The sequence below is a fragment of the Chryseobacterium oranimense genome, assembly GCF_900129755.1.
GTDB lineage: Bacteria > Bacteroidota > Bacteroidia > Flavobacteriales > Weeksellaceae > Chryseobacterium > Chryseobacterium oranimense.
In genome coordinates this window covers 399,675-413,254 of sequence record NZ_FQWT01000001.1, presented here as the reverse complement: position 1 = coordinate 413,254, position 13,580 = coordinate 399,675, and the positions used below count along the sequence as shown (strand labels likewise).

15 protein-coding genes are annotated in these 13,580 nt (G+C 36.8%); 10 read left to right on the top strand and 5 right to left on the bottom strand.

Features of this window, described 5'->3' with window-relative positions; genetic code table 11:
- Positions 1-143: 143 nt before the first annotated feature.
- Together BUB03_RS01900 and BUB03_RS01895 are read right to left on the bottom strand one after the other, a co-directional pair.
- Positions 144-665 carry a hypothetical protein gene (locus tag BUB03_RS01900; RefSeq protein WP_073059867.1) on the bottom strand — a complete coding sequence of 174 codons (522 nt, stop codon included), beginning with the start codon at positions 663-665 and terminating at the stop codon, positions 144-146.
- A gap of 23 nt (positions 666-688) precedes the next feature.
- Complete coding sequence (locus tag BUB03_RS01895) at positions 689-1,135, bottom strand: hypothetical protein (protein ID WP_073059865.1); 447 nt, start codon at positions 1,133-1,135, stop codon at positions 689-691.
- Between the two features lie 102 nt (positions 1,136-1,237).
- On the opposite strand from BUB03_RS01895, the gene BUB03_RS01890 reads away from it, so the two are divergent.
- Complete coding sequence (locus tag BUB03_RS01890) at positions 1,238-1,963, top strand: TonB-dependent receptor plug domain-containing protein (RefSeq protein ID WP_073059863.1); 726 nt, start codon at positions 1,238-1,240, stop codon at positions 1,961-1,963.
- A 56-nt stretch (positions 1,964-2,019) separates the two neighbouring features.
- Here the strand turns inward: BUB03_RS01890 and tpx are convergent, their stop codons facing one another.
- Complete coding sequence (gene tpx / locus BUB03_RS01885; protein WP_083538853.1) at positions 2,020-2,577, bottom strand: thiol peroxidase; 558 nt, start codon at positions 2,575-2,577, stop codon at positions 2,020-2,022.
- 177 nt (positions 2,578-2,754) lie between these two features.
- Between tpx and BUB03_RS01880 the strand changes: the two genes are divergently transcribed.
- The 5 genes from BUB03_RS01880 to BUB03_RS01860 all read left to right on the top strand — a co-directional run bounded on the left by BUB03_RS01880 (position 2,755) and on the right by BUB03_RS01860 (position 7,447).
- The gene (locus BUB03_RS01880) at positions 2,755-4,383 is read left to right on the top strand and encodes an NADP-dependent glyceraldehyde-3-phosphate dehydrogenase (RefSeq protein WP_073059861.1); all 1,629 of its coding nucleotides are present in this window, start codon (positions 2,755-2,757) and stop codon (positions 4,381-4,383) included.
- Positions 4,384-4,539: 156 nt separating this feature from the next.
- Positions 4,540-5,049 carry an RNA polymerase sigma factor gene (locus tag BUB03_RS01875; protein WP_073059859.1) on the top strand — a complete coding sequence of 170 codons (510 nt, stop codon included), beginning with the start codon at positions 4,540-4,542 and terminating at the stop codon, positions 5,047-5,049.
- Between the two features lie 10 nt (positions 5,050-5,059).
- Entirely contained in the window at positions 5,060-5,875 is an 816-nt protein-coding gene (locus tag BUB03_RS01870; RefSeq protein ID WP_073059857.1) for a hypothetical protein, read from the top strand.
- A gap of 470 nt (positions 5,876-6,345) precedes the next feature.
- A complete protein-coding gene (locus tag BUB03_RS01865) occupies positions 6,346-6,840 on the top strand; it encodes an RNA polymerase sigma factor (RefSeq protein WP_073059855.1) in 495 nt (164 codons plus the stop codon).
- Between the two features lie 16 nt (positions 6,841-6,856).
- Positions 6,857-7,447 carry a hypothetical protein gene (locus BUB03_RS01860; RefSeq protein ID WP_073059854.1) on the top strand — a complete coding sequence of 197 codons (591 nt, stop codon included), beginning with the start codon at positions 6,857-6,859 and terminating at the stop codon, positions 7,445-7,447.
- Positions 7,448-7,490: 43 nt separating this feature from the next.
- Here the strand turns inward: BUB03_RS01860 and BUB03_RS01855 are convergent, their stop codons facing one another.
- The gene (locus BUB03_RS01855) at positions 7,491-9,044 is read right to left on the bottom strand and encodes a S41 family peptidase (RefSeq protein WP_228417737.1); all 1,554 of its coding nucleotides are present in this window, start codon (positions 9,042-9,044) and stop codon (positions 7,491-7,493) included.
- A gap of 141 nt (positions 9,045-9,185) precedes the next feature.
- Here BUB03_RS01855 and BUB03_RS01850 point away from each other — a divergent pair, with 141 nt between their 5' ends.
- Positions 9,186-10,277 (top strand): MBL fold metallo-hydrolase, encoded by a 1,092-nt coding sequence (locus tag BUB03_RS01850; protein WP_073059851.1) that lies wholly within the window; start codon positions 9,186-9,188, stop codon positions 10,275-10,277.
- Between the two features lies 1 nt (position 10,278).
- Here BUB03_RS01850 and BUB03_RS01845 read toward each other — a convergent pair whose 3' ends face one another.
- Complete coding sequence (locus tag BUB03_RS01845) at positions 10,279-10,566, bottom strand: GNAT family N-acetyltransferase (RefSeq protein WP_073059849.1); 288 nt, start codon at positions 10,564-10,566, stop codon at positions 10,279-10,281.
- A gap of 429 nt (positions 10,567-10,995) precedes the next feature.
- Between BUB03_RS01845 and BUB03_RS01840 the strand changes: the two genes are divergently transcribed.
- The 3 genes from BUB03_RS01840 (at position 10,996) to BUB03_RS01830 (ending at position 13,544) form a co-directional block, all read left to right on the top strand.
- The gene (locus tag BUB03_RS01840) at positions 10,996-11,433 is read left to right on the top strand and encodes a hypothetical protein (RefSeq protein ID WP_040994413.1); all 438 of its coding nucleotides are present in this window, start codon (positions 10,996-10,998) and stop codon (positions 11,431-11,433) included.
- Between the two features lie 114 nt (positions 11,434-11,547).
- Positions 11,548-12,453, top strand: coding sequence for a helix-turn-helix domain-containing protein (locus BUB03_RS01835; protein WP_040994415.1), 906 nt, complete (start codon positions 11,548-11,550; stop codon positions 12,451-12,453).
- An 89-nt stretch (positions 12,454-12,542) separates the two neighbouring features.
- Positions 12,543-13,544 carry an aldo/keto reductase gene (locus tag BUB03_RS01830; protein ID WP_073059847.1) on the top strand — a complete coding sequence of 334 codons (1,002 nt, stop codon included), beginning with the start codon at positions 12,543-12,545 and terminating at the stop codon, positions 13,542-13,544.
- The last annotated feature ends 36 nt before the right edge of the window (positions 13,545-13,580 follow it).

Sequence of the window (13,580 nt, the reverse complement as noted above, 5' to 3'; positions counted from 1 at the left end):
GGATTCAATAAAGTTTAACATAAACATTCGTGCAAATCTGTGAAATCCGTGGGAAAATAAAATCGTTCAGTAATAATAAATAAAAAACTCAGCATGTAGCTGAGTATCATTTTTTTTGAACCATTAAGAAGCTTTTATTTCTATCATTTTTCGTATTCTTTCAGGAAATTATACGTGGCATCTTTTAAAGATTTTTTTAGATTATTTTTTTCGTCCCCTCCACCGCTTTTACGGATTCCTGTAGTTTGTATTTCTTTGCTGTTGTTGATGTTTTTATAGTTCACCACTGTTTTCAGGGTCGCTACAGAAAACCCGAAATGCCAGTTAATCTCCGAAATATCCGTGTCGAATACCACGGCATTTTTATCCGTGATTTCTTCAGAGTTTTCGATGAAACTGAGTTTTATATTGGTCTCACTGGCGAGTTCGTTTAAAGATAACTGGAAGGTTTCCTTTACATTGGGTTGCATCACACCGCCCAGTACAGTCCCATACATTCCCGTAAAGTTGATCTGGTTCTGACTTTTAGGATTCAGTTTGAAATAGATGGATTTTTCTGCATAGAAATTTTTATTCAAACTGTTATTTGTGTAATTGTGGGAGGTTCCGCAGGCCGTTAAAGTAATTGCTGCTGTAAATAGTAAAAGAAATCTTAAAGTTTTCATGTATTTGTTTATATAATGTTGTGTTATTTTATTAAGTCATTCGGATCAATGCTTGTTCCAACAGAATTGCATCTTTCATACAATTCGTTATTGTTTAAAACCCCTATTCTAAAACAGCGGATGAGAAAAAAATATACTGAATCTATCAGGTCTTTTCTTGTATCTGCCAATTCGGTTTTATATTTCAGTCTGGGTAGAGTTGGTTTTCCATCTCCAAATTCACATTTCCCGTTACATATTGGGCAATAATCGTGAACAACTGTACCATGTTCTTCAATCCAGTTTTTTTGAGCATCATATATTTTGTCAAATCTTTTTTTGTGATTGTCGATAGTATGTAATGCTTCTATTACTTCATTCATCCAAAAATCAATATTTGAATAATGACCAACAACATGATGGGTATAACCTGTCGTAAATTTTTTTAGTTGTTCAGAAATAAGATTGGCTTTTTCAATTGTATATATCATTATTGTGTTCTTCTACTATTATATGATGATTAAAGATAATCACCAAATATAAAGAATCCAACCTTTTTCCAAAACAAAGCATCTTTACTATAAAAGATCCCTATGAAAATTACCATACTCAAACCCTGCCAAGAAAACTGGGAAACTATGACCCCGGAAGAAAAAGGAAGATTTTGCTCCGTCTGCTCCAAGACCGTCAGAGATTTTACTGTTGCTTCTGATGAGGAAATTATAAATGTTTTTTCCCGTTCCTCAGAAGATATCTGCGGAAACTTTTATGAATCCCAGCTGAACAGGAATCTGCAGTATTCTTATCTCAATTCGGTTTTTGTGAAATTTGCTGTAGGCTTTATTCTTACTACCGGAGGCTTGGTTTCTGTGCCTGCCCAGCAAAACATTACAAATGATACTTTAAAAACAGAACAATTAGAAGTCGTGCTGTACGGAGTGAAACCAAAGCAAAAGCAAGAGCAGATGGTGGCCGGAGCCCCTGTCGTGGTACAACAAAACCTTCTGGCGAATACCAAAGAAAACAAGCCGGAAGAAATGGTATCAAAAGTTCAGGGAGTGGTTAGCAACCCAATGCCGGTTAGCAATCAGCCGATAAGAATAGGAGGGGCAAACTCCAGTGTAAGGAAAGATCAGGAACCTTTGGTGGTTATGAACGGCAAAATAGTCAGTTTAAAAGATCTGCAGGAAACAGATCCCAATGCAATAAAAACCATGAGGATTCTGAAAGATGCAGCTGCCACTTCAGTCTATGGCTCAAAAGCTCAGAACGGAGTGATCATAGTGACCACGAAAAAGAAGTGGAAAATAAAGAAATAAAAGAGGTTTCGGGCGATCGAAGATCGCCCGAAACCTCTTTTAAACAAAGCATAAGCTTACTTTTTCACAGCTGCAATGGCCGCCTCATAATTCGGCTCATGGGAAATATCTGCAACCTGTTCTTCATAAATGATCTTTCCTGAAGGATCAATCACCACCACAGCTCTGCTCAAAAGGCCTTTCATTACAGAATCTGTGATCTCCACTCCATATGTCTTCCCGAAATCTGAACGGAAATCCGAAAGCATCACCACATTTTTGATCCCCTCTGCACCGCAGAATCTTTTCTGGGCAAAAGGAAGATCTTTGGAAATACAAAGAACCACCGTATTCGGAATATTACCCGCATCTTCATTGAAATGATGTACTGAAGCCGAACAAACCCCTGTATCTACACTTGGGAAGATATTAAGGATAACATATTTTCCTTTATACGAATCCAGAGTCTGGTCTTTCATCGTCACATCCGTAAGGATAAACCTGGGTGCAGCTTTATTCACTGCAGGTAATTTGGAGTAGGTATGCACGGGTTTTCCTCCCATCAGAACAGTATTCTGGGCGAAACTGAATACTGAGAAAAGGATTGCAGCACTGAAAATTAATCTTGATACCATGAATTTTATTTTTAAACAAAATTATTCTTTTTTTGGCAGCTGTTTGTTAATTTTAATTCAAACAGCCATCAAATAGAGCAAATCTATCAGTCAGCTATTTTTTTTACCGGTTGTAACGTCTACCTTTATTCTGTAAAAGCTAAAAATTACATTCAAATTATCAAAAATTAAAAATTTATGGATTCAGAAAACAAAGCCTTATTTCAGAATATTTTTAAAAGCGAAAACGAAATTCCCGAAGAATATAAAGTCCCGGAAATCCATCAGAACGTTTATCTTCTGAATGGCGAACTTGTAGAATGGAAAGGGGAGATCCAGAATATCTATTCACCCGTATGTATTCCTACAGAAAACGGTCTGGAAAGGAAACTTCTGGGAAGCGTTCCCAATATTGGCCCAAAAGAAGCAATGGATGTTCTTGAAGCTTGTGTAAAAGCTTATGATAACGGTCTTGGGGAATGGCCTACAATGTCTGTGGAAGGACGCATCCAGTGCATGCAGAAATTTGTTTATCTGATGATTGAACAGCGCGACCTGGTGATCAAACTGCTGATGTGGGAGATCGGTAAAACCCTGGCAGATTCTACCAAGGAATTCGACAGGACTGTAGATTACATCAATCAGACCATTGATGCTTTAAAAGATCTGGACAGGGAGTCTTCCCGTTTCCAGCAGGCTGAAGGAACCATTGCACAGATCAGAAGAGCTCCGTTGGGCGTTGTTCTGAGTATGGGACCATTTAATTATCCTTTAAACGAGATCTTCACGACCCTCATTCCTGCATTGATCATGGGAAATACCATTCTCTTTAAACTTCCGAAGCATGGGGTTCTTGCTCATTATCCGCTCCTGAATGCCTTTAAAGAAGCCTTCCCGAAAGGAACAGTAAATACTTTGTATGGAAAAGGTTCGGAGATCATCACTCCAATTATGGAAAGCGGAAAAGTGAATGTTCTGGCCTTTATCGGATCCAGTAAAGTGGCCAACGGGCTGAAAAAACTACATCCTAAAGTGAACCGTTTACGTGCCATCCTAAGCCTCGATGCTAAAAATGCAGCGATTGTAACCAAAAATGCAAATCTGGATGTTGCGGTAAGTGAATGCATTCTCGGAGCCTTGTCATTTAATGGGCAGCGATGTACAGCGTTAAAACTTATATTCGTTCAAAAAGAAATTGCGGAAGAATTTACTGAGAAATTAAGCGCTGCCGTTTCAGCAATGAAAGCAGGTCTGCCATGGGAAAAGGATGTAAAAGTAACGCCGCTTCCGGAAGTAAATAAACCGCCTTACCTGAAGGAATGCATTGAAGATGCTTTAGCCAAAGGAGCGAAAGTTTTAAATGAAAACGGTGGATTTATGGAAGAATCTTTTGTCTTTCCTGCAGTGGTTTATCCTGTTAACAGTGACATGAAGCTGTACCATGAAGAACAGTTCGGGCCGGTGATTCCGGTAGTTCCGTTTGAAGATATAGAAGAGCCTATTGATTACCAGGTAAATGCTTCGCATGGGATGCAGGTAAGCATTTTCAGTGAAGATCCACAGGAAGTTTCCAGGCTGATAGACCCGTTTGTAAATCTTGTAAGCCGCGTTAATATCAATTGCCAGGCACAGAGAGGTCCGGATGTATTCCCGTTCACAGGCAGAAAAGACAGTGCGGAAGGAACGCTTTCTGTATTTGATGCACTTCGTTCATTCTCGATCAGGTCCCTGGTAGCTGCAAAACTGACGGATGCCAATAAAAAATTATTAAATACCATCGTCCGGGAACATGATTCTAATTTTTTAAGCACAGATTATATTTTCTAGATTTTTTTTAACTCTATTTAACATAAAATAATAATCCTCAATAAATTTCTTTATTTTTTGAGGATTTTGTATTTTCAAACGTGAAGTTTTTAATTTTTTTATATTAAAAAGGCTGTAATTTATTAATAATGTTTCTTTACGGGTAGAGTTTATAGAATGTCTTTAATGGAAAAGGAGTTTTTAGAGAAAATTGAGAAACATAAAGGTGTTATTTTCAAGATCTCTAAAATGTATATGGACGATCAGGATGATCAGAATGATCTCTATCAGGAGATCATTTATCAGGCCTGGAAATCATACGGCGATTTCCAGAGGAGAAGTGACTTCTCAACATGGCTCTACAGAACCGCACTTAATACAGCAATCGTATTTCTTCGTAGCGAAAAAAAACGTAGTTTTATACAAAATCAGGGAATAGAGAATCTTGTCGTTCCACAGGAGTCCTATAATGATACGGATGACAGAAATATGAAGCTAATGTATGAAGCTATCCATCAGCTAAGCCCTATAGATAAAGCATTGATTTTTTTCTTTTTGGAAGACTTTTCAGGTAAAGAAATTGCCAGCCAGTTGGGTATAACTGAAGTGAATGCCCGGGTAAAACTTAACAGGGCCAAAGCAAAACTGAAGGAAATTATCGAAAAGCAAAAGAATAATCGGATTTAAAACAAGACAAATGGAGTTAGAAAATTTTAAAGAACTTTGGGATAAGGATAACAGGCAGGATCTGCCTGAGATTTCTTTGGAAAAGCAAAGGGAAATTCATTCTCCCATGCAGATGCTGAAGCTTAATATGGAAACGGAATTCTGGCTGATGCTCTTTACCCTGCCTATGCTTCTTATAGGGTTTCCTTTTGCCGCCAGGGATACCAATATTATTATCATATCAGGTTTTGTAGTTGCCCTGACACTGGCTTTTATTATCTATTTTTATTCCCGTTTTCTTAAACTTTACAAAATACTCTGCAAAAGCGGTATTAATACCAATTATGACCTTTTTAACCTGAAAACACAGCTTTTAATATCAAAAGAAATCTATATTTCTTATTATATCTCCTATATTCCTCTCGCTTTCCTGTTATCCCTGATCCAGATTAACTTTCATTTTGATATAAAGTATAACCTTTCCATCTTCGGGGTCAGTTTCCTGATTACCCTGATGCTGGTGTGGTTTATAATAAAATATTGGATGTATTATATGTACGGCAGATACATAGAAGATGTGGTGCGTTTGGTGGACGAACTGAACGGAGTGGAAGTCGGCCCCAAAAAAGTACGGGGAAATTCATGGTTTGAACGATCTCAGAAATTTTTTATCAAGAAGTTCGGGCTTAAGGGGAATATCCTGAATACCGTCCTGTGGTTTGTTTCGGTATATATTTTTATTATTGCATTTTTAACAATTGTTCTCGTTCTTTTTATAGTCATTGGGGTGAAGTTACATTTCATTGACATTTATTCTCTTCAAAAAGCTTTAAATAATTTGAATTAAAAGATTTTAATTCTGTAATATCCACATAAAATAACCTGTCAAATAATTGACAGGTTATTTATTGACTATAAATTTTATAAGCATTGAATAAAATAAGAGCATTAAATTTTATTTTTAATGTAATTTTTTCCTAAAAAAGTGTAACATTTTCATTTTTATTCTACTAACTGTTATAAGCAGGAAAAATGTTAGTCTCAATATTGTGATTGCCAATTTTAACTGACTGTTCAATTTTAGTAAAATACTTCGTAAAGTAATTATTAATTAGATTATTTCGTTCTGTTTTAAGCAGATTGTGGAGTAGAGCTTAAAAAAACACACACCGAACCCGACAGGTAATTTCTGTTGGGTTTTTTAATGTATCTGTACAAGCCTTTTAAATCGGGATCAGGGGTTTTTCAGAAATTTTATTTATAAAATATATGTAACAATTTTTTACATTTAAAACTAACTCTATAGAGCCCGAAACCATGAACTCATCAGAGCAGGAATTTTTAGACAAAATTGAACAGCATAAAGGAATCATTTTCAAGATTTCTAAAATGTATATGTCCGAAAAAGATGACCGCGATGATCTTTTTCAGGAAATTACGTACCAGCTCTGGAAAGCTTATCCCTATTTCAGGGGACAGAGTGAATTTTCTACCTGGCTGTACAGAATTGCTCTCAATACCGCTATTATCTTTCTGAAATCCGAGAAAAGAAGAAGCTTTATTTCTAATGAGGATTTTTCCGGATATAAAATTGCCCATGATGATTACGACTATGGAAAGGAAGAGAAATTGGCTAAAATGTATAAAGCGATCCGGCAGTTAAACCCTATTGATAAAGCTTTTATTTTCTATTATCTGGAAGATTTTTCGGGAAAAGAAATTGCAGTGCAAATGGGAATTTCCGAAGGCAATGCAAGAGTGAGAATGAACCGAGCTAAAAATAAACTGAAAGATATTTTAAATAAATCATAATTATAAATCAAGCCCCATGAATATAGACGAATTAAAAAATGTGTGGAATGATGATGTTTCCCAGGAAACCCCTGAAATAAGTATTGAGCAGAGGAATAAGATCAATCTTCCTCTGGAAAAGATACGTAAGAATATGCGTATGGAATTTTGGTTTGTGATTGGAGTTTTTATATTTTCATTTATAGTTTGTGCTTTCTGCAGACCCTTTAAACTTCAGTTTTATATCACTGTTCTTGTGGCATCAATGCTTGTTGTTACGATCTTCTTTTTCAGTAAGTTTTTCAGGCTTTACAACGATATCAGCAATCCAATGCTCAAAACCTATGACTCTTTAAAGGATCTGGTTATGCAGGTCAATCTCAATAAACAGTATTATTTGTCCTATTATCTGAGTTTTGTTCCTTTTATTGTCTGCGAAATGATCATTGTAATAGAATTCATACCGTGGCCACAGCCGATGAGCGAAATGAAAATTGCTGTGGTTCTCATAAGTTCGGTGACCATAGGGCTTTTTGTTCTCTTTATATCCGGAAAGTTCTGGTTTTACCGTTACTACGGAAGATATATTGTACATATTGAAGAGCTTTTGAAAGAATTAAAAAGATGAAAAACAGTTTCGGCGGGCTGAAAGCCCGCCGAAACCTTTTCAATTATCTGTTTCCTTTTTCTTTGGCAATTTCTTTTTTCACCCATTCCAGTTGCGGATCCTTGTTTCCAATGATGTCCTGCATACTTTCCTTAATGGTGACATCCGGGGAAACCCCTCGCTTTGTATTTTGAAAATCAATATTGGGTTGTACCAGCAATAATCCTATCGGGAAATTGATCCTTGAGTGAGGAAGTTTCTGGTAGGAGTAAAATCCGGCTACGGTCCCGTCATTGGCGCCTCCGGTTTCTTCACCCACCAGGACTGCTCTCTTGTCGTATTTCAGTTTTGCAGTGATAATTGAGGATGCGGAAAAACTCCCTCCGTTGATCAGTACAAATACTTTACCTTGAAAAGCATCTTTTTTCGGTTTTGTAGGTTTGGCGGCCTTCATTTTATAGTATACTTTTCCGTCCTTTTTATACGTGCTGAAAGTTTGTGCAAAAACATACGTGGGATAGGCAAGGCTTTTAAAAGCATACTGGAAAGGAGAGCTTTTTCTGAAATAGTTGGTTTTAAGTGGAGTAATCCTTGAGGTAAGCTGTGACGGCTTTATCAGGACATAAGGTTCCGGGGCCAGATAAGAGTACAGGTTATTGATCTCGTGTAGAGATCCGCCATAATTGTTGCGGACATCTATAATTAAATAGGAGGATCCTGCGTTCTTTATTTTTTCAAATGTTTCTTTATAAAACCGGTCTGAATAATCACTGGAAAAGCTTTGAATCTTTAAATAAGCTGTAGTACTATCTTTATCCAGGAATTTAAAATTGCGGTTATAGGAATCATTGTAGGCTACATAATCGTTGATTTTCTTTTCCGGAGTTCGCTTTTCCTGTTCTTTATCTTTTTCCAGATCAGTTATGGATTTAGATTCCCGGTGGAGGATATATACCTGTTTTTTGCCGTTGTAAAGGGTTTCCAAATAGGCCTTGTCCGCAAAACCGTTTTCTGCTGTATAAAAATTAAAAAAGACATCCTTTAAAAAATAAGGCTGAAATGTGTCATTATATCCGTCACTGCTGATCAGGGCACGGTATTTCTTTATATAGTCGGATACAGGTATATGGTTGATTGATAAGATTTCGGTTCCCGGCTTTATATTGTTGATAGAATCTTTGTTTTGAACGATAAACAGATGATTGTCTTTTACATAATATTCAAAACGGCTGAACATTCCTTTCTTGTGCTCAAGAGATTTAATTTCTTTTTTAGAAAACTTTTTTCTGGGAATTCTCAATGCCAGATGCCCTTCACGGATATCAGCAATTACGGGCTGGAGTTTAAAATAAAACTGGAGCGGGGTTAGCGGTTGGTCGATAGTTTGTTTAAGACTGTCAAATTTATAATCAAGATCCTTTTTAGAAATGTACCAATAAAGCTGTGGATGCATTTTCTGAAGCTTTAAATAAGCATAATCTATATCCTCTTTAAGCTCGTGGGTGCCAATACATGCTGTACTGCGCTCATTGTGTCTTCTGACAGATGAGCATGAAGAAAGTGCTGCAGCCAGCAGTATTATCGAATAATTTTTCAACGTGTTTTGAATTTTTTTCAATCGGCTAAATTAAAAAGATTAAGATGATTCTGATTTAAATAAATAATAAATTATTCAGAAACCTTTATAAATTAAGTTAAAAAAATACTTCAATTTTTAGATTAAACCAAAAGTAAATACCTTTGCCCTTTATTTTTGCAGATGATGTATTTGATTTTACTGATTGGAGTTTTGGCAGCAATTTACCTGATAATAAATATGCCTGCTTTCGGGACAAAACCGGAAGGCAAAAGACTGGAACGCATTAGAAGATCAAAGCTTTATAAAAACGGGAAATTCCAGAATATAAGTCATACCCCGCCTATAGCTGAAGGGTACAGTACAATAAAAGTTACTTATGATTTCATCCTGAGCAAAAAGCATCCCTTGCTAAAACCCCTGAAAGCTGTTCCTGCCATTCATACAGATTTGAAAAAAATCAGGAAAGATGAGGATGTTTTTATCTGGCTGGGACATTCATCCTATTACCTGCAAACAGATGGTGTTTCTTTTCTGGTAGATCCTGTACTGAGTACATATGGTTCTCCGTTTAAGTATTTTAACAAAGCTTTCAAAGGCTCGGATATATTTAAACCGGAAGATATTCCCAATCTGGATTACCTCATGATTACCCATGACCATTTTGATCATCTGGATTATCCTACCGTGAAGTCAATCAGAGACCGGACGGAAATGGCTATAGTACCTCTGGGTGTAGGAGCTCATCTGGAAAGATGGGGTTACTGTGAAGAAAACTTAATTGAAGAAGAGTGGGGAGCACAGGTTCTTTTGAAAAATAATCTGAAAATTACTTTTACACCGGCAAGGCATTTTTCGGGAAGAAAAATAAAACAGAACAACACGCTTTGGACATCCTATGTTTTGGAAACTCCTACAAAAAAGATATTTCTGGGCGGCGACAGCGGTTACGATTCCCATTTCAAAACAATAGGCGATGAATTTGGACCTTTTGACTATGCTGTTCTGGAGAACGGGCAATATGGTGAGGCCTGGCGTTATATCCATGCATTTCCCGAAGATGTAATTCAGGCTGCCATTGACCTTAAAACAGAAAATATTATTCCTGTTCACTCTTCAAAATTTGCACTGGCACTCCATCCGTGGAATGAACCGCTTCAGAAAATAACCGCTTTAGGAAAAGAAAAAGGGCTTCGTATACTTACCCCGGCGATTGGGGAAGTTTTAGATATGAAAAGCACACACCATCAGTTCAGAGAATGGTGGGAAGAATAATTCAGGCATGCCAGATGTCTTTATATCTTGCAGGGTGATTTTCAAACTGTTGACGCACAAAATCACATTCGGGATCTACCAGCAGGTCTTTCTCCTCAGAATAACAGACCAGCTCGTCAAGAAGCATCTTAGCATATCCGTGACCTTCACGTTCCTCGTTAATTTTAGTGTAATAAACAATCAGCAGCCTGCCGTCTATTTTTATTGACATATATCCAGCTTTTTCTCCATCAATTAACAGCTGCAGTTCATCTTGATATGGTGATATTTCAAATTTTATATTTTCCATAATAATTAAGATTTAGTTGAGTTAAATGACTTGCTTCACTTCATTTAATAAAGCATTTACTGATCTGGCAACATTATAATCCTTACGGATTGAAATTCTTCTTTTAAAATTACAAATTAAAATAATACAAAACAGGGCTTTTCCCGGAACTTAACAAATTTTAAGCTCTTTTCAGCTTTAAACAAGTGATAAACTAAATAGTAAATGGAATTAAAACATTCTTATTTATAAAAAAAAAAGTAATAATTTATACCATTGCATAATTTTAAAATGATACTTAATGTATCATGAAAGAAAATTGTCAGTATTATTATGTGCAGATTTTCAAATAGTTACATTTTGTTTAACAAAAATTGGGAATGTAAAAAAAGACTTGGCATTTTAATTGACTATGCTAAAACAGTTTAACTTTAAAACAATTTAAAAAAGATGAAAAAATTATTAATCGCATTAATGCTTGCAGGCACATTTGGCCTCACCTATGCACAATCAGACTATTATAATGATTACAGAAGAAGTATAGCAGATATCAACTGGCAGACAGTAGCTGCCGATCTTTTGCTTTCTGCAACACAAACCAATCAGCTGAACGCTTTAAACAACAGATATCGTGACTACGATTCATGGAACAGAGTATATGTAAGCAATCCCGACCGTTGGAGAGAAGACCGTTACTATGAAATTGAGAGAATTCTTGGAAGAGAAAAGTACACCAAGTTTAAAACCAAATATTATAAAGGTCAGAATCCGGTAGCAGTTTACAACCGCAACAAAAACAATTACAAGAAATATAATTCCAAACAGTACAAAGAGTACAGAAAGGAGTATAAAAAAGAATATAAAGACCACAAAAAGAAACATCATTAAGTAGTCTCCAATATCAACTATATATTCAATTTAATGGCCGGCATTTGCCGGTCATTTTTATTTTATGGATTAGAAAGTATATATTTATTTGTTTGAATTTTATAACTTAGTGTTATGGAATCTAAAGAAACAATAAAAGAATTTTATTTGCGGTATGCTCCTAATGAAAGCATAGATGTCGCAGCAGCATCCGGAATAGGACATTTTAATGTCTTTTCGCGCGAAAGCTGTTCATTAGTATCACCTTACAGCAGGAGAGACTATTATAAAATTTCGCTCATCATAGGAAAAGGTAAGCTCCATTATGCAGATAAATGGATCCATGTAGACCGTCCGGCACTTTTATTTTCCAATCCTATGGTTCCTTACTCATGGGAAGCGGATGATGAGGATCAGAAAGGCTGGTTCTGCCTGTTTACAGACCAGTTTCTGCAGAATGGGACACGCCTCGGAAATCTCATGGATTCACAGCTTTTTAAAATAGGGGGGACGCCCGTTTTCTTTGTTGATGAAGACCAGCAAGCCATTATCTCCGGTCTTTTCACCAAGATGATGACTGAGATTCAGACTGAGTACATGCATAAATATGATATGCTTCGTGCCTGTCTTCATCTTATGATTCATGAAACCATGAAAATGCAGCCTGCAGAAAGCTTTGAGCCTTATCAGAATGCTTCTCACAGAGTAGTATCCCTCTTTATGGAGCTGTTGGAAAGGCAGTTTCCGATCGATAGCCCCGAAGCATTTCTGAAACTAAAAACGCCCAATGACTATGCACAGAACCTTTCTATCCATGTCAATTCTTTAAACCGTGCAGTTAAAGAGATGACCGGAAAAACAACAAGCCAGCAGATTGCTTCCAGGATTATTCAGGAAGCCAATGCTTTGCTGAAACATACGGATTGGAATATTTCTGAGATTGCCTACGGGCTGGGATTTGAGGAACCTGCCTATTTTACCAATTTCTTTAAAAAACAGACAGGATTGACTCCCAATGAAGCCAGAACAATAGTTGTTTGAATTTTATAATTCTTAGTTTGAATTCTATATTCCATTCACTCAATTCTTGTTCTAATTTTGTTTTATCAAATTTAAAAATCACAGCAATTATGAAATTCAGAAAATTAGGAAACACAGGAGAGCAGCTATCTGCAATAGGTTTGGGATGTATGGGAATGAGCTTTGCCTATGGACCGGCAGATGAGCAGGAAAGCATCAATACCCTGCATAAAGCATTGGATTTAGGAGTAAACTTCTGGGACACTGCAGATATGTATGCTGCAGGAGAAAACGAGAAATTAATTTCAAAAGTTCTGGTTCCGAACCGCGATAAGATCTTTATTGCCACCAAATTCGGATTCAGGTTTAAAGATGGGAAACCAAGCCACAGCGGAGCTCCCGGAACCTATTTCGATGGTTCACCGGAATGGATCAGACAGGCAGTAGACTTAAGCCTTCAGAGACTTAAAATCGATACCATTGATCTTTACTATGCCCATAGGGTAGACCCGAATGTTCCTGTGGAAGAAACAGTAGGCGCGATGGCAGAACTTGTTAAAGAAGGAAAAGTGAAATACCTTGGCTTGTCAGAAGCTTCTGCAGAATCTATCAGAAAGGCAAATAAAATTCACCCGATTACAGCACTGCAGTCAGAGTATTCTATCCTTACCAAAGATGTAGAAAAAGAAATACTTCCTACCATCAGGGAATTGGGCATTACATTGGTTCCTTATTCTCCTCTGGCAAGAGGGCTTTTTGCCAACATCAATGAAGTTCAGAATTTCGGCGATGAAGATTTTAGAAAAACATTGCCGAGATATCAGGCAGAATATCTGGAAAATAACAAGAACCTTGCAAGGGAAATCAATGAATTTGCAGCATCCAAAGGAATAAAAGGTACTCAGCTGGCCTTAGCCTGGGTTCTGAACCAGGGAGAAGATATCATTCCGATTCCGGGAACCAAGCGCATCAAGTACCTTCAGGAGAATATTGAAGCTGTAAATATCGGGCTTTCACCATCGGATCTGGAAACAATTGATGCACTTCTGAAAAAATACCCTAATGTGGGAGAAAGATATACAGAAGGTTCTATGAAATTGGTGAATAACTAAAAAAGACCTACAGACTCCTGAATACAAACAGGAGTC

Bases quoted from the DNA above. Each gene is read 5' to 3' on its own strand.
- BUB03_RS01895 (WP_073059865.1), bottom strand. From the start codon at position 1,135: ATGATATATACAATTGAAAAAGCCAATCTTATTTCTGAACAACTAAAA.
- BUB03_RS01845 (WP_073059849.1), bottom strand. From the start codon at position 10,566: ATGGAAAATATAAAATTTGAAATATCACCATATCAAGATGAACTGCAG.
- tpx (WP_083538853.1), bottom strand. From the start codon at position 2,577: ATGGTATCAAGATTAATTTTCAGTGCTGCAATCCTTTTCTCAGTATTC.
- BUB03_RS01875 (WP_073059859.1), top strand. From the start codon at position 4,540: ATGTCTTTAATGGAAAAGGAGTTTTTAGAGAAAATTGAGAAACATAAA.
- BUB03_RS01860 (WP_073059854.1), top strand. From the start codon at position 6,857: ATGAATATAGACGAATTAAAAAATGTGTGGAATGATGATGTTTCCCAG.
- BUB03_RS01890 (WP_073059863.1), top strand. From the start codon at position 1,238: ATGAAAATTACCATACTCAAACCCTGCCAAGAAAACTGGGAAACTATG.
- BUB03_RS01840 (WP_040994413.1), top strand. From the start codon at position 10,996: ATGAAAAAATTATTAATCGCATTAATGCTTGCAGGCACATTTGGCCTC.
- BUB03_RS01850 (WP_073059851.1), top strand. From the start codon at position 9,186: ATGATGTATTTGATTTTACTGATTGGAGTTTTGGCAGCAATTTACCTG.
- BUB03_RS01835 (WP_040994415.1), top strand. From the start codon at position 11,548: ATGGAATCTAAAGAAACAATAAAAGAATTTTATTTGCGGTATGCTCCT.
- BUB03_RS01870 (WP_073059857.1), top strand. From the start codon at position 5,060: ATGGAGTTAGAAAATTTTAAAGAACTTTGGGATAAGGATAACAGGCAG.
- BUB03_RS01865 (WP_073059855.1), top strand. From the start codon at position 6,346: ATGAACTCATCAGAGCAGGAATTTTTAGACAAAATTGAACAGCATAAA.
- BUB03_RS01900 (WP_073059867.1), bottom strand. From the start codon at position 665: ATGAAAACTTTAAGATTTCTTTTACTATTTACAGCAGCAATTACTTTA.
- BUB03_RS01830 (WP_073059847.1), top strand. From the start codon at position 12,543: ATGAAATTCAGAAAATTAGGAAACACAGGAGAGCAGCTATCTGCAATA.
- BUB03_RS01880 (WP_073059861.1), top strand. From the start codon at position 2,755: ATGGATTCAGAAAACAAAGCCTTATTTCAGAATATTTTTAAAAGCGAA.